9 protein-coding genes are annotated in these 15420 nt (G+C 55.1%); all 9 read right to left on the bottom strand.

Annotated features, from left to right (window positions below; all coding sequences use genetic code 11):
- Positions 1–23: 23 nt before the first annotated feature.
- The 9 genes from I2B62_RS19760 to I2B62_RS19720 all read right to left on the bottom strand — a co-directional run bounded on the left by I2B62_RS19760 (position 24) and on the right by I2B62_RS19720 (position 15417).
- On the bottom strand, positions 24–905 hold the full coding sequence (locus I2B62_RS19760) for a leucine-rich repeat domain-containing protein (protein WP_243259634.1): 882 nt from the start codon (positions 903–905) through the stop codon (positions 24–26).
- A 201-nt stretch (positions 906–1106) separates the two neighbouring features.
- A complete protein-coding gene (locus I2B62_RS19755; protein ID WP_195270746.1) occupies positions 1107–1988 on the bottom strand; it encodes an ECF transporter S component in 882 nt (293 codons plus the stop codon).
- Entirely contained in the window at positions 1967–3661 is a 1695-nt protein-coding gene (locus tag I2B62_RS19750; protein WP_195270745.1) for an ABC transporter ATP-binding protein, read from the bottom strand. The genes I2B62_RS19755 and I2B62_RS19750 overlap by 22 nt, the downstream gene beginning before the upstream one ends.
- Before the next feature lie 23 nt (positions 3662–3684).
- Positions 3685–5784, bottom strand: coding sequence for a leucine-rich repeat domain-containing protein (locus I2B62_RS19745; protein WP_195270744.1), 2100 nt, complete (start codon positions 5782–5784; stop codon positions 3685–3687).
- Complete coding sequence (locus tag I2B62_RS19740) at positions 5781–6719, bottom strand: energy-coupling factor transporter transmembrane component T (RefSeq protein WP_195270743.1); 939 nt, start codon at positions 6717–6719, stop codon at positions 5781–5783. The genes I2B62_RS19745 and I2B62_RS19740 overlap by 4 nt, the downstream gene beginning before the upstream one ends.
- Positions 6720–7064: 345 nt before the next feature.
- The gene (locus tag I2B62_RS19735; protein WP_195270742.1) at positions 7065–8156 is read right to left on the bottom strand and encodes a DUF4430 domain-containing protein; all 1092 of its coding nucleotides are present in this window, start codon (positions 8154–8156) and stop codon (positions 7065–7067) included.
- Between the two features lie 33 nt (positions 8157–8189).
- Positions 8190–9134, bottom strand: coding sequence for an ECF transporter S component (locus tag I2B62_RS19730; protein ID WP_243259632.1), 945 nt, complete (start codon positions 9132–9134; stop codon positions 8190–8192).
- Entirely contained in the window at positions 9131–13159 is a 4029-nt protein-coding gene (locus tag I2B62_RS19725; RefSeq protein WP_195270741.1) for an Ig-like domain-containing protein, read from the bottom strand. Before I2B62_RS19725 ends, I2B62_RS19730 begins: the two co-directional genes overlap by 4 nt.
- Positions 13160–13245: 86 nt before the next feature.
- Positions 13246–15417 carry an FIVAR domain-containing protein gene (locus I2B62_RS19720; protein ID WP_195270740.1) on the bottom strand — a complete coding sequence of 724 codons (2172 nt, stop codon included), beginning with the start codon at positions 15415–15417 and terminating at the stop codon, positions 13246–13248.
- Positions 15418–15420: the final 3 nt, after the last annotated feature.

Below are 15420 nucleotides of genomic sequence, written 5' to 3'. Positions count from 1 at the left end.
CAATTGTGATTCTTTTTTACCGGTCAGTCTACATACTCGGTTTTGTATTGAAATTCTTTGCAGTAGGCGTCAACCTTTGAGTTTCTTTTGCAGTATACCACCGTGTTGCCTCTGTTAAAAAGCCAGTCGCCCATGACCTCGGGATCATGGAGCAGCACCACCTTTTTCAGCCTTGGACAGCCGTGAAAGGCCCACTTCTCAATGCGCCTGACGCTTTCGGGAATATGGATGCTCTCGAGAAACTTGCACTTCAAAAACGCGCTGTCCCCGATGGTCACCAGCCCCTCTGGCAGGGTTACCGATTTAAAGCAGCAGCCCACAAAGGCTTCCCGGCCAACGATTTTCAGCCCTGGCGGCAGGGTGGCCTGCTGCAGCTGCTTGCAGCCGTAAAAGGTGCGGAAGGCGATCATCTCGATCTGCCCGGGAATGGTCACCGTCTGGAGGCTGTCACAGTCGATAAAAGCGTTCTCGCCGATTTCCTCAAGGGCCTCTGGCAGCTCAATGGTCTTGAGCCCCCGGCACAGCTTAAAGGTCCTTGGCCGGATCACCCGCAGCTTTTTTGGAAGATTGATCTCACGCAGCTTGCGGCACTCCATAAAGGCTGCCTCGCCGATTTCCCGCACACTGCCGGGCATCTTGACCGACACCAGCTGTGTACAGCCCCGAAAAGCGTTTTCTCCGATGGACAGCACCGAGGGCGCGAGCTCCAGCCGGTGGATTTTTGTGATATTCATGCAGGCCTTTGGCCCGATGGCGCGGTACTCACCGCCAATGACCAGATGCCTGACCTTGTTCTGCCTGGCAATGGCCGTTGTGTAGACGCCCCGGTTCTGGCTGTTTGGCTCAGGGGGCCGCCGGTGGTTTGTGTACTCCCTTTGATTGGTGCATTTGATGTTTTCTGCCATTTCATTTCCTTCCTCTGTGTGTAATGTGTATTTTTTACGCTCCGGCAATGCTGCCTGTTTTCCCGCCCTTTATACGGGGCTTTGCGCTGCTTTTTCGGGCTTTGTACCGTCTCCAACACGGTACAGCCCTCAAAGCAGCGCTGCCATACAAGCCCGCGGCAGGGGGATGGGATCAATCCATAACTTTCCTCTCTTAAAGTATCAGCGGATTGATCCGTTTTCGATCAGGCCGTATTTCACCTTGATCCGTTCCAGCTTTGTGATCAGAGGTCTGGCGCCGAAAAACAGAAAAATAACGGTAGAACAGCCGTAAATCAAGTTAAAGGGCGCGCCTGAAAAATATAAGGGCAGCGCCGACCACCAGGTCACCGCACTCTGGTACATGAACACACTGGCCGTATCCATCAAAAAGCCATAGATAAAAAAAGTCGACAGAAACCCGAAAAGACAGAGGGGCCCCTTCTTTATTGTGAGCCTTCCTTTTTTAAACAGCAGGCCGGCCAAAAAACCAATGATGCCCGTGGCGAACATCTGCCAGGGCGTCCAGGGGCCCTGGGTCAGGAAAAAATTGGAGGCAAACATGGACATTGCACCCACCAAAAAGCCGGACTCCGCGCCAAAGCATATCCCCGCTACAATAACGACGGCAATGACGGGCTTAAACTGGGGCAGCATGAAAAACGCCGCGCGCCCCGCCACCGCAATGGCTGCCAGCAGGGCCAGGATGACCAGCTCCCGGGCCTGGGGCCTCCGCCCCTCAAAAACCATCACAAAGGGCACCATGGAATATATCATGATCATCATACTGATGAAGAAATACTTGCGGTCCCCGATGCGGATACCGATAAAAATCGTAAGGGGGATCAGCACAAAAATCATCAGCAGGGCGGCCCAGGTCCGTTTTGAAAGCTTCCTGCTCTCGGGCTTTTCCACCAGGCTGCCGTCGGCCGGCGGCGCCCACAGCTCCCGGTCACTCCGGACCGGGGCCGCGTCCTCTCTTTTTTTTACCGCGTGCTTTTCCTTTGGCTTGCCGCCTTCCAGGAAATCATCCAGGAACCGGTCTAAAGATTCATTTGGCAGCATGTGATCACATCCTTAACGGTAATGGCATTGTCAAACAAATGCCGGGACAGGCGGTTGGCCGAGGTCGTATAAAAGCTGTTTCCCGAAAAAAAGGCTCTCGGGGTGTTGGCCGTCACTATACTGCCCTCGAAGAACAGGCCGCAGGTGTCAGCGTATTGGGCGCAGAACTCCACATCATGGGAAACCATCACAATGGTCACCCCATGCTCCTGGAGGCGCTTGAGAATTTCGGCCAGCTCCCGCTTAAAGTGGTTGTCCAGCCCCTTTGTCGGCTCATCCATCAGCAGTATACGGGGCTTCAGCAGCATAATCTTCGCCAGCGCCAGACGCTGCTGCTCGCCGCCGGAGAGGTCGTAGGGGTGCTGCCCCAGGAGGTGCCCGATATGCATGAGCTCTGCCATGCCCTCAACGGCCGTGCGTTTATCCATGGCGCTGTCAAATTCGGAGCGCCTGCGCTCATTGGTGCCGCCAATGGCCTCAAAGAGGTCCAGCTCCACTGTCTTTTTGACAAAGAGGCTCTGGGGATTCTGGGGTAAAACGCCCAGAAAGCCGCGGAACAGCTCCTTATCCGAGTATTTCCGCACTTCCTTTCCCTCAAGCTTAACCTTTCCGCGGTAAGGGCGCTGAACGCCCGAGATCAGCGACAGGGTGGTGGTTTTTCCGGTACCGTTGCCGCCTACCAGGGCATACAGCTGGCCCCGCTTGATCTCCAGCGACAGGTCGCGCACGACATCGGGAAGGTTTTTATCATACCGGAACCAGACATCCCGAAGCTCGACAACTGTTTCGGCCGCTGCATAATGATCCTGCTCGATGGGGATGCTTTTTTTCTCAACAGCCTTTCCCTCAAACAGCTCCGACAGCCACTGTCTTCCCTCCCGCACGGTCAGCGGGCAGGGCATTTCATTTTCGATTCCGGCGTAAATCTGCATGGGCGCGGGCATAGACAAAAACATATCATGCCCCATGCCCCGCAGCTCTTTTCCGATCTGCCGCGGCGTCCCCTGGGCGATGACCGCGCCCTGATCCATGACGATGACCTTGTCCGCCGCCGGAAAAATATCCTCAAGGCGGTGCTCTGTCATGATAATGGTGGTGCCCAGGTCCCGGTTGATCTTTTTGACGGTTTCCAGAAAGTCCGAGGCCGCGATGGGGTCCAGCTGCGAGGTCGGCTCGTCCAGAATCAGCAGCGACGGGTTCATAGCCATGATGGCCGCCAGATTCAGCAGCTGCTTCTGCCCGCCGGACAGCTCGTTCACGTTCCGCCTGAACCATGCCTGAATCCCAAAATAAGAGGCCATCTCCGACACCCTCAGCCGGATGGTCGGCGTGTCATAGCCCAGGCTCTCAAGGCCAAAGGCCAGCTCATGCCACACCTTGTCCGTCACGATCTGGTTATCGGGGTTTTGCAGCACAAAACCGATCTCCGAGCTCTGTGTCCGGATATCCACCGTTGAGAGCTCCTGCCCTTTAAAGCAGATCTGCCCTGTCCGTGTTCCGTGGGGCGTGAGCACTGTTTTAAAGTGCCGGAGCAGCGTGCTTTTGCCGCAGCCGCTCTTGCCGCACAAAACGACAAACGCCCCTTCCTTTATCTCCAGATTGATGCTGCGAAGCGCCGGCTTCTCCATCTCCGGATACGTGAACATCAAATCTCTGATTTCTACTTCTGCCATATCATTTTAAGCAGCCCTGCTGCCTAAGCCTCCTTTATTTTTTTGTACAGCGTTGACGCCATGGTCTTGAGCCCTGCCTCACGGGCCATTTTTAAGGTGACCGAGTTTTCCGGGCACTCCAAAACCGTCCGCGCGGCAAAGCTCTGGGGTGAAAAATACGCCACACTGCCGCCAGTTCTGACATATTTAAGCTTCTTACAGTTGGTAAAAGCATTTTTTTCAATAATCGAAACGCCATCCGGCAGACCGAATGAGGGCAGCGCCTGACAGCCGTAAAAGGCGTATTCATTGATCCTCAGCAGCCCGCCGGGCCAGTTGACCTGCTCCAGCCGCTCACAGTTCTGGAAGCAGCCCTGGTCAATGACTCTGAGGCTTTCCGGTAGGCGCACGGCCTTTAAGCGCCTGCAGTCCCGAAAAGCCCGAGCCGGCAGAACGGTGAGCCCCTCTGGCAGCCGGATTCTTTCCAGGCTCCGGCAGTTCGCGAAGCAGCTGTGCTCCAGATGCCTTAAGCTGTCCGGAAGCACCACCTCCTCCAGCGCGTCACAGTTAAAGAACGCGCCCGCCCCGATTGTCTCTGTGCCCTCTGCGATCACGATTTTGCGAAGCTGGCTCTGGCCGGCATACTGAAAGCTTTCAACCTGCCTTCCGATATGCCGCACCGACGGCTCCACCAGCGCGCCGGGCGGGGGAACGCTGACCACCTGACGGTGGTGCGTGAGCCTTAAGGCTTTCCAGTCTCCGACATCGGATACTGCGTAGCCCATGCTTTTGAAAAAATCGATCATCTCCTCCTCCTCCGGCCGGCAAAGCAGCGTGACCGCCTGCATGAGAAAGGGTCTGAGCGCCATGCCGCGGTGCAGGTAAAGCGCCTTGACGGCACTGCCCGCAAAAACCTGATTGTCCAGCTCGACCTTCCCAAGAAAATCGACGCGTCTCAGGCGCTTTGTGTCCCGGAAGCTGAAGCGCTCAATACACGCCGTGTTTTCCGGAAGGGTCAGCGCCTGTACCGGGCAGCCCATAAAGGCCCCCTCACACACGGTTTTCAGGCTTTTGGGAAGAACGACCTCGGACAGATTTTTACAGTCCGCAAAGGCTTTCTGCCCGATACACTTCACGCCCTCGCCGATGAGCACCTTCTTAAGCTTTTCACGGCCACAGTAGGCCCTGGGCGGTATTTCCGCGACACCAAAGACCAGCGTAAAGGTGTCCTTCGGGTATGCCTCAAATTCCAGAACTGCTTCTTCCGGGCGGCGGTACAGATAGAGCGCGAAGCCGTCCTGTTTTCGGCACAGCTTAAATCCCCGGGCTTCTATCCGAAGCCGGGAATCCTGGTTCCAACGACAAACAACCCGTGCGTTTGAAGGGAAGGCGGCCGGTCCAAACTCTGGAACCCCGCCCTGAAATAATATTTTTGTTAAATGCGCACAGCCCGCAAAGGCGTAGCTGCCGATGGCCAAAAGGGATTTTGGCAAAACCAGACGGCGCAGCCTGCCGCAGTGCAGAAAGGCTCCGTCCCGGATCTGCTCAAGCCCCTCGGGCAGGAGCAGCTCTCTGAGCCCGGCGCCGTCAAAGCAATGGCTCTCCAGGCATTTCACCGGCTCTCTGACACGCAGCCGCTCCAGGCTCTCGCACCGGTAAAAGGCGTAGAGACCAAGGGTTTCAAGGCTTCTGCCAAATTCGACTTCTGTCAGGGAGCGGCAGTTCCAGAACGCGCTGTCCTCAACGCGCCGCACATGCCGGAGCCCCGTCACCGCCTTGAGCCCAAGACAGTTTTTAAACAGCTCCCTCGCAACGACGGTCAGGCCCAGGGGCAGCCGCACCCTTTCCAGCGCCCTGCACCCGCAGAAGGCACCGTCCCCGATGGACTCCACCCCATCGGGCAGCACGATCTCCTCAAGGGCCTCGCAGCCCCAAAAGGCCCGCTCGTCAATGTGACGGAGGGTCTTGGGCAGGACGATCCGGGTAATGTTTTTCATATCCTTAAAGGCCGACACCTCAATATCTGTAAAACCGTTGGGGATAACGATGTCCCCGCTCAGATGATTGTTGAGCACATAGCTTCTTCTCAGAACAGCCCTGGGCGCGCTGCGCCCAAAGCCGATCTCTACTGTCTGCCGGATCAAATTGCCTCAACTCCTTCACGGCGCTCCGGCGCCTCAGGAACGCTCCTCCTGAGCCACCACCACCTGAGCTCTGCGATACCGTCAATGATGGCCGGCATCATGCAAAAGATAAAATAAAACAGGTAGGTGAAAAAGCTGCCCGGCGATAATGGCTGAAGCCCGGACATCTTAATCTGCGGGTTATACTGCGCAAAGGCAAAGCCCTGGGACACCCCGGCGATCACACAGGCCAAAACGGCCAGCATAGCGGCCGCTGCCACTGCGTCGCGGCGGTCAAAGCGGTAAATGGAAAAGGCGGTCCGGCCTTTAAGGCCATAGCCCCTTGCCTTCATGCTGTCCGCTGTCTCGATGGCGTTTTCCAGCGCCCAGGTAATCATAATCGACAAAATGGTCACACCGTGCCGGGCCCGCTCAAAGATATTGCCATTGCTCAGGTCACGCCCGATACATTTCTGACCATTGCTGATCACCTTGATCTCTGTGATGAATTTTGGCACAAAGCGCAGCACCATCGAAAGGATCAGGGACAGGGCGGGAATGATGCGCCCGAATAAAAAGATAAACTTATCCGAGGTCATGACCTTGCTGTAGCAGGAAAACCAGATGAAAACCGTGATCAGCGTTATGCCCATGAATATCCCGTAGACAATGGATTCCATGGTGATGGGGTTGCCATTGTTAAGATAGAAGAGAATCGTAACGCCGTAGTGGTTAAACAGGGGGTTGATCAGCATCACGATGATGATCACCGGCAGGCAGAGCAAGGCAGACTTCAACGCCTTAAGCCATCCCTTCAGGATGCCTGAATAGACAAAGGCAGCAAAGAGCGATACCAGCAAAAACACCGGGTGAAGTATAAACATGCTAAAAAGAAGCACCGCGACAAAATAACTGAAATTAATGACCGGATGATAACCGGAAAAAGAATCTTCCATATCAATCTCCCCTCGATTGTTATAAGATAATTGCGGGCGGAAGTGGAGGTGGCCCGCTCCCGCCGCGTGCCATCACATCCTTTGTTCTTATTTGTGTAATAATCAAGAACGCTGGTTTCTGAATGAAGCGGTGCGGGCGCGTGCCCGAATGCTGCCCGTACGATTTCACCGCTTCACCCAACATAGAAAAGATAGGGATGACAAGGCCCTAAAGGAGCAGGCTGTATGCGAAAGCTCCTCTAAGCGCCTTTTTAAAGGCTCGTCCGCAAGCCCTTAAAAAGACACTCTCCCAAAGGCCGGCGGCAGAGGGGGCAGACTGCCCCCTCCGTCACCTGTCTTTTGGTTTTACCACATGCTGTTGTCGCCGACGTCACGGCCAAGATCGCAGGTATAAACCCAGTTAATCTCATCGCCGTTTTCGACGGTATACTGGCTGCACCCATAGTTCGGGAACCAGCCGTTGACGTTATACATCCATCCGGAGAGCTCGCCGCAGTCAAATTCATAGAGCTGGTTAATGCCCTCCACATAGGCCGAATTGTAGGCTGGCGTAAAGCTGGATTCCATATGAATCCCCTTGTCACGGCATACCCGCCGCAGCACATCATGGACAGTTTCACCCTCGTTGAACTCAACCGTGGTCGGACTCAGAATCCAACCGTCCGAGGGCACAAAGCTTTCCTTGCCGCTTTTCAGGTTGCCCATGTTGTTGAGAATGGACGAGCAGCTGATGGAGATGGTACAGCGGTTGCCGCCGGAGCCGCCCGACGCCGTACTTCCATTATCACCTGTTGTCCCGTCATTGTTTTCAGCCGTCGTAGTAGGGACCGGCGCGATGGTCTTCCCGGCTACAATGTAATAATCGCCGCCGGTTTCCACGATGTTCACGGTCATCTTTGTCGTTTCTGCGCTGTTGTCAAAGGTGACATTGCTCATTTTGGCCGGCTGGCCGTTGTTCAGCTTGCAGAAAACAGCCGTGTCCGCGTCCCATTTTTCCGGCAGCGTAATGGTGAGCTGGGGCACGGTGATAAGCCCCTTATTGCCGGTCAGGGTGATCCCAAGGCCGTAGGCGGCGCCGCCGGCCGCAGCCTTGACATTGTTGAGCGTATTCCCCTCTGTCGTAAAATCGACCTTGAGGTTCTGGTCCTCTGGATTGTGGATATCCTTTCCGTTAAAGCTCCAGGTATACTGGATTCCGTTCATGGTGCTGCCGTCAAAGGTCACCACCTTGTCCTGCCCCTGGATGGAGCGGAACTGCGCGGCGGTCACAACGCCGTTTTCCGGCAGCGGATTCGCGTCTGCCAGCTGGACAACCTCCTCCCCAGAGCTGCCCTCGGTCAGGCCGCTGATGGGATCCTTACACCCGGCCAGTGTGAGCACGGCCAGCAAAAGCATTGCCAGTAATAAAATTCCCTTTTTCTGAATACCTCTTTTCATTTTTTCTCCCTTTCTTTTATTGTTTTGGCCGCTTTAATAATAAAGGCCAAATTTAATCTTAACCCGCTCCAGCTTCTCAATCATCACTGGCCCAAGCAGTGCCCCGAAGAAGGCGGTGCCCAGCCCGTGCACGGCGTCGTAGGGCACGCCGGAAATATAGAGCAGCTTCATGGAGCCCCAGTCAAGGCCCACGCCAGAGCCGGAAACCCCGGCCGACATGACCAGCGCGGCGATGTTCATAATACCGCCGTAGATAATAAAGGTGGCCAGAAAGCCAAAGACGGCCAGCGTCAGCCGGTCCACGGGCAGGCGGCGGCGCTGGAGCAGCACCCCGGCCAGCAGGCCAATGGCCCCAAAGCCGTAAAGCCACCAGCCCACAAAGGGCCCCTGGGCGTCTGAGACAATCCAGATGCCAAAGCCCAGCGCCAGCGATATGACAATACAGATGAGCGGCCCCATGACCACCTTAAAATTGACTTCCTTCCTTGTAAACTCCTGATCCCTGTTAAAGCAGAGCCCGCCGAGAAAGCCCAGAAGCCCCCAGCAAAACATCTGCCAGGGCGTCCAGGGCCCCTGGCTGGCAAACATATTGATGGCCAGTCTTGCCATGGCGCCTGTCAGAAAGCCCTCCTCAGGCCCCAGGCATATCCCGGCGATGATGACCAGCGCCGTGCCTGCCTGGAATGGCCCCAGCATAAAGAACGCCAGATTGCCGCCTGCCGCAATGGCCGCCATCACGGCGATCAGAACAATCTCCCGGGCGTCGGGCCGGCGGCCCTCAAACCGCATGACAAAGGGAATAGACGTGTAAAGAATAATCAGCAGGCTGATAAACAGGTATCTCCGGTCATCCAGAAACCGAATACCAAACCAGATGGTCAGGGGAATCAGCAGGAGAATGATGAGCGCAGAAACCACTGTCCGCTTTCGCTTTGCCCTTTGCGCGCGGGGATCCGCGGCTGTTTTATCCATCATCATGGCTTTTTCCCCAGCTTCGGCCAAAGCGCGCATCCGGTTATATACATTGCCGCCATGGCCACGGCTGTACAGGCCAGAACAATGCTGGCCTTTTTCAGCTGCTCCAGCCCCGACGGCGTTTTGGATACACTTTTGCTGTATGGCAGCATGGCCCCGCTAAAATCCCAGGGCTTAAATTCATCCTCGGAGGCAGCAGCGGCCTTGCCGGAAGCCCTGGCTGTCATGCCGCCGCTGTCTGCTTTATTGCCTTTCTGCATTCCCAGGCGGCCCTCCACGGGCGCCGCCTCTCTGACTGGCTCCGAGGTGCCGGTCAGTGCCATAAGATGTCCCCGGTCATTCCGGTAATAGATGGTTCCGTCCGCATCACAGTTGAGACTGGTGGTGGTATACTCCTGCTCGTCACCCTCCGCGCGGTAGATCACCTCGGCCTGAGGGGTGGTGTTGCCGGCCCAGTCCTTTACCCGGACAATGGCGCCGTCGTGGTTATTTACCGTAATATAAAGGTAAACCGTCTCCTGGCCGTCCGCCGTATAGGCGGTGGTGAGCAGCGGTGACGCCTTGGACGGGCCTCCGATATCGGCCTGGTAGATCATGCCGAGAGAGCCAGCATCCAGAACCGCCAGCTTTCCATTTTCCGTATTGCCCTGGTCAATGACCGTGGCCTTGTTATAATCCTCCTCATGGCCCGAGCCATTTACCTTTTGGGTGGTGACATACACGCGGCCATTGTAAACCACCGGCGATGTGGTTGAAGCTGCCGGCAGATCGGCAACTTTAGCCCCTGTGTAATGCCCGTCGCCAGTCACGCCGAGCTTAAAGCATTTGCCGCCGCCGGTGATCCCGTTGGCAGTGGCGCCGCCGCCCGCTGTAAAATAAAGGGCGCTGGTTCCAGCGTCATAAGCGATACACGAACGGATAACGCCGCCAGTGGCGTACCGGTCAATGAGCACGCCCGTCGATTTGTTACGGGACTGCACCACGCCAGAGTCCCCGCCGAAGATTACCGCGTCGCCAACCACAGTGGCACCGCTCCAGTAATAGCCGCCGTCATCGTCCGAAACCCACCGCGCGCGGCGGATCCCGTTGGTCTGGTAAATTTCGCCGTTACTCGTGGTGTCGATACAGAAAAAGGTTCCCTTGTCCGTCGAGCCGCTCCAGGTACCCGAGTAGATAAAGCCGTCGGCATAGGTAACCTGGCAGTTGCTCTGCCCGCCAAAGCTTTCGGTACGCCAGAGCGAATCCAGGGTGTCGGCGTTAAAGGCCTCGATGGTGCCCTCCTCCTCAGGCACGAAGATCATGCCGTCGCCGTAGGTGGCATAGGAGAAAAACTCGATTTTTTTCGCGAGCTTTGCCTCTTTAACAATGGCGCCGGTGTTTTTATCCAGCTTGTAGAGCTTGTTGTTCTGGGTAGCGACAAAAATATAATTGTCCACCACCAGCGGGGTGCCGGCGGTCATCTGCTTGCCCCCCACGTTGATGTCGCTGTTTATCCACTTTTCCGTCAGATTATTTCCCGCGTTTGGCAGGCTGGCGTCCACAATGGCCATGTTACTGTTGTTCTTCCTGAAGGTGGGCCAGTAGCTCTCAAAATCCACATAGCGGTTCATCTTCACCGTTACCGTGCACTGGTTCTTGACGCCGCAGACCTCCGCGGTAATCACCGCTGTCCCCTTGACATGCCCGGTGACAATGCCCTTATCGTCCACGCTGGCCACAGACGGGTCCGACGAGGTATAGGTCAATCTGTTTTTATCCGTTGTATCATAGGGCTTATAGCTCAGCACACTCAGCTCAAAGCTGGGGTTCGCAATGTCCAGCAGCAGCGTTTTCTCCGTATCGCTCAGCACAAAGCTCTCAACAGCGACACGGCTGTCCGATACCACCGTAAAGGTTGAAAAAGTGTCTGTCGAAAAGCTGAAGCGCTTATTCTGAGCATCGTAGGTGACCAGCGCGTTTCCCTTCTCATCCTGAATGCCGACGCGCTCGCCGTTATGCAGGAGGGTCAGCTGGCCGTGCTCGCCAAGCCCCGGAGCCGTGTAACCGCCGGAGGGCATCGTGATTTTAAAGCCCTTGCCCTCCGTATCGTATTCCGGTATGGCGTCCGCGCTTTCGGCAGCGGCAAAATCCCTCAGCCTGATTTCATACTGGCTCTCAACGGCCGGCTCCAGATACTGGGCGTCCGCCTCAAGGGCAGCCTGCTGCTCTGCCGTGACCTCAACCGCCTGCGCCACCACCTGCACGGTCCAGGGCAGGGTCAGGGAACGTCCCTTAACGGTAACGCCGTTATCCGATGCGTTGAACTCCGTTAAAGCGTCCGTCACTTTTTTCATTTTCTTTTCAGCCTGATCATAGATTTCCTGATCCTGGGTCAAAAATCCATCGTAAGCGCCGATGGTCTTCAAAGCCCTTTCGGCCTGCACCAGGTCGTAAAGACTCTGGTCGTCGGGCTTTCCACCGCTATCGATGACGGCCTGCACCGCCGCTGCCGCGGGCTCGCACACAGCGACCACCCCGGACAGCACCTTGCTGTAGCCACTGTTAATGGCAATCTGTATATTGGCGTCCTGCTCTGGCGTTAAAAGCGACTGCTGCGCGCTTGTCAGGCTGTTGTAAGCCTCCTCAAGCACCCTTACCTCGTCCAGCGAGGGACTGGCATTGGTGTTCAGAATCGCGGCCAGCCGGACCACTTCCTTGGCGGCGGCAATGTCCTCATCGGTAATGTCCGGCGGATCGACCGGGTCGTCCTCTGTGACGGTAACCCGGCACTCCGCGGTAAAACGGCCCACCTGCGCCGTGATCACGGCCTCGCCCCTGGCCACCGCTGTAATGCGGCCATTGGCGTCCACAGCCGCCACCTGTTCGTTGTCTGAGCGCCAGGTAACGGTTTTGTCATCCGTGGTGTCCGCCGGGTTATAGCTGACCTTGAGCGCGGTGGTCTTACCCTTGCCCAGGCTAACCTCAGACGGATTCAGGCTGATACTCTGCAGGGGCTTTTCAGCGCTCTCCTCACTTACGGTGACCTCGCAGCTGGCGGTGAAATCGCCGAGGGTGGCGGTGATGGTGGCGGTGCCGACGCTGTCGCCATAGATTCTTCCGTCCTGTTCGACATAAACACAATCCCTGTCGCTGCTGGTCCATTTAACGCCCTCATCCACCCGGCAATTTTCAGGAATATAGCCGACGCTCAATTGATCCTCACCGCCGTAGCTGAGGTTTAATTGATCCTGATTGAGGGTGATGGCCTGCAGGTTTTTCGACTCTATGGCAGCTTCCAGATACGCCTGCGCCTGATCAAGATCATTCTGATCGGTAATGCCAGGATCAATGGTTTCAAGGGTCTCCATGGCATGGCTGTAAGCATCCGCTATGAAAGAGACTTTGAGCAGTGCCTCTTTATCTGTCCGCCCGTTAAACGCTGCAACTGCTTTTGTCAGATTATCCCTGTTTGGTATTTCAAACCCATATTGTCCGGCATTATAGGGTTCACCTACATCCGCGCCAATCCCCCACATGGTAAACTGGACACGCATCACGTCGCCATCCTTCAGGGTATAGCTATCCATCCCATAATTGGGAAAAATACTGTTGACAGAATACATCCATCCCGAATGCTCTGTGTAGGAAAACTCACCCAGGTCCGGATACTTTGCATTCCCGTCATTACTGGTATTGGTAATCTTATGGCCGCTCATATCTGTGATATAGTAGGGAATATCAAGCTGTCCTGAATCGGCGTTTTTCAGGGCAGTAACATAAAAGCTTTCTGAGCCTTCCTTCTGTGTATAGCCGCCAGTTGGCGCCAGCATCTGGTCAAGAACATCCTTGGCGGTGTCCCCCTCATAAATCGGCACTTCAACCGGCTCGACAAAATAACCCTGCCCTATTGTAAAACGCTCTACACTAAAGGTAATGGTGCCTGTCTGCGCACCGGAAGCCTCTGCCTTTCCCGAGCCGATCAGCAGCAGCACCGCTGCTGCCAGTAAAATACACATTAAGCCGTTAACTTTTCTCCTTAATCCTTCCACGTTTTGTTTCTCCTCTTTTTTATTTCAAAGATACCTGTTACTGCCCCCTGATCAGGGGGCAGGGGCTGATACCCTTTAGCTTAAAATTAATGTTCTGCTTTTCGCTGTCTGCGGTAGAAAGCTATTCCACAGAGTCCCATAAGTGCCAGCATTCCTGCTGCCTGCAAGGCGCCATTGCCAATTTCTTCCTCGGTATAGGGCACCCCAGTCACCGGATTGATGGTGCCGCCGGATGCGTTTTTGGTATTGTTATCACTGCCCGTATTTCCGCTGTTTGATGTTTGATTATTGTCCGTATTCGGGCTTTCCTCCTGCCTGTTCATTCCCACAACGGTGAACTCGGAGAAGCTCTTGGTGGTAAAAGTAACCTTTCCATCAGCGTCTGGGGTTACCGCCTGCCAGGTAAAGCTTCCGTCGGCTCCTTTATGGCTTACAAAGTAGGCGTCATATTTAAGCTGATCCGCTTTTAACGGAATCGTAACCGTGAAGCTGCCGTCCGCATTTTCTGTTACTTCCGGCGTAATATCTGCCAGGAAAAGAATTTTTGTTTCCTTCGCGTTTGCAAATTCGCCGGCATTCTTGATGGCTTCATCAACACCCGCAACGGTGTCCTTATCCTTTGACTTATCGTCAACCCTGATGCCTTCGCCAGGCTGAAGCCCATTGACCACAACACCGGTCTTTTCATCCGTTGTGACGGTCACCAGCTTAGAGACGGCGGCATTCAAATTCGTGACCACAGTATCTACCTGCTGCTGTGTGCTGTCGTTCAGGTTTCCGGCAACCTTTTCGGCTGCGGCTAAGGCTTCCTTTACAACGGCAAAGCTGTCCGCTGTGTAATGACTTTCATCTAATTTTTTAGCTGTTTCAACCGCTTTGGTCAGGTCTTCGGTTTTTGTTGCCTTTTCCATTAAACCCTTTGTCGCATTCTGCAAGTCGGTCAATACCTTGTCCGCTTCTGCTGCCGGCACCTGGCCTTCTGCCAGCCGACCTGCCATGGCATCCGCATTTTTGAGGGCTTCCGCTACCGCTTTCCAGCTGCTGGTGGTGTAAGCTTCTTCCTTGAAGGCTTCGCGCACCTGCGCAACCGCTGCGTTAAAGGCGTTTTCGTCTGCTGCAATCACCAGCTTGGCGACCGCGTCATTCAGGTTTTTAACCGCTGCGGAAACCTCAGCATCTGTGGCGTTTTCCTGGCCGACCAGTGCTTTTGCCGCGTTCAGGGCTGTCTGCACATTTGCCTTGGTTTCATCCATATAGGTGACATCTTCGCGCGCAAGCGCTGCTTCTGCCGCCTGGATGCTGGCCGCCAGCGCCGCCTGGTCACCCTTGGCGCTCAGGGCCGCAATGGCGGTCTTAACCGCCTGAGCCGCGTCCGCCACGGTTTTCTGGTTTTCCGCATTATCCGCGAGATCCGCGTCCAACACGCTCTGGGCGTCGGCGACCGCTTTAGTCAGGGCCGCGTAGCTGTCCGGCGTGTACAGGGCTTTATCATAGGTTTTGGCTTCAGCGACGACTCCTTTTAAATCCGTTTTGTCAACCGCTTTAACCAGCTGCTTTATGGCGTCATCCAGCGCGTTGACCTGCGCTGCAACTTCGTCTTTTGTATTTTCAGTGGTTATTTCCTTTGCCGCCGCAATGGCTGCTTCCAGGTTTTGATAGCTTGCCGCGGTGTACAGGCTGCTGTCAACGGCTTCCGCTTCGGCGATTTTGTTGGTAAGCTCGGTGATGTCTGTTGGCGGGAGCTTAGAAACGAGCCCGGTTGTATCATTAATAATGGTGGGCGTTATAACCTTTCCAGAAGGATCATTCACGTCATCCACAGCAAATTCCTTGTTATAAACAGCAAAATCCAGTGCTCCTGTCACGCCGTCATTTACGGTAAAAGACGCCGTAAGCGCCGGGTTTCCCGCTACCTTTCCATCAATAAAATAGGTCAGCTGTATTTTCCCTGGAAACTGCGTATCTGCAACGTCTGAACTGCCTGTTGTAAAGCCACATTTTGCGCTTCCTGCAACATAGGTTACCTTACTGCTGTCATAGCTTATTCCAAATGTTCCTGCAACAAAATCAGAATTTTCAGAAAGCTGCAAAGAAAGGGTTACCGTTTCTCCGGGAGCGACTTGTGTTTTATCTGCCTGCAATGTTAATATTTCTGTTTCTGTTGTACCTGCCGCCATTGCCACCGACGGTACCACACTACCAAAGGCTAATGCGAGGGTAACGATAGCCGTGGTTAGCTTTTGAATCATTTTTCTCATCAA

Origin of the sequence: Eubacterium sp. 1001713B170207_170306_E7 (assembly GCF_015547515.1) — a bacterium.
Lineage (GTDB): Bacteria > Bacillota > Clostridia > Eubacteriales > Eubacteriaceae > Eubacterium.
Note: the sequence above shows the minus strand (reverse complement) of the source record. Positions and strands in the feature narration are given on the sequence as shown.

Coding starts and splice junctions, on each gene's coding strand:
- I2B62_RS19760 (WP_243259634.1), bottom strand. CDS start 905: ATGGCAGAAAACATCAAATGCACCAATCAAAGGGAGTACACAAACCAC.
- I2B62_RS19755 (WP_195270746.1), bottom strand. CDS start 1,988: ATGCTGCCAAATGAATCTTTAGACCGGTTCCTGGATGATTTCCTGGAA.
- I2B62_RS19750 (WP_195270745.1), bottom strand. CDS start 3,661: ATGGCAGAAGTAGAAATCAGAGATTTGATGTTCACGTATCCGGAGATG.
- I2B62_RS19740 (WP_195270743.1), bottom strand. CDS start 6,719: ATGGAAGATTCTTTTTCCGGTTATCATCCGGTCATTAATTTCAGTTAT.
- I2B62_RS19735 (WP_195270742.1), bottom strand. CDS start 8,156: ATGAAAAGAGGTATTCAGAAAAAGGGAATTTTATTACTGGCAATGCTT.
- I2B62_RS19730 (WP_243259632.1), bottom strand. CDS start 9,134: ATGATGATGGATAAAACAGCCGCGGATCCCCGCGCGCAAAGGGCAAAG.
- I2B62_RS19720 (WP_195270740.1), bottom strand. CDS start 15,417: ATGAGAAAAATGATTCAAAAGCTAACCACGGCTATCGTTACCCTCGCA.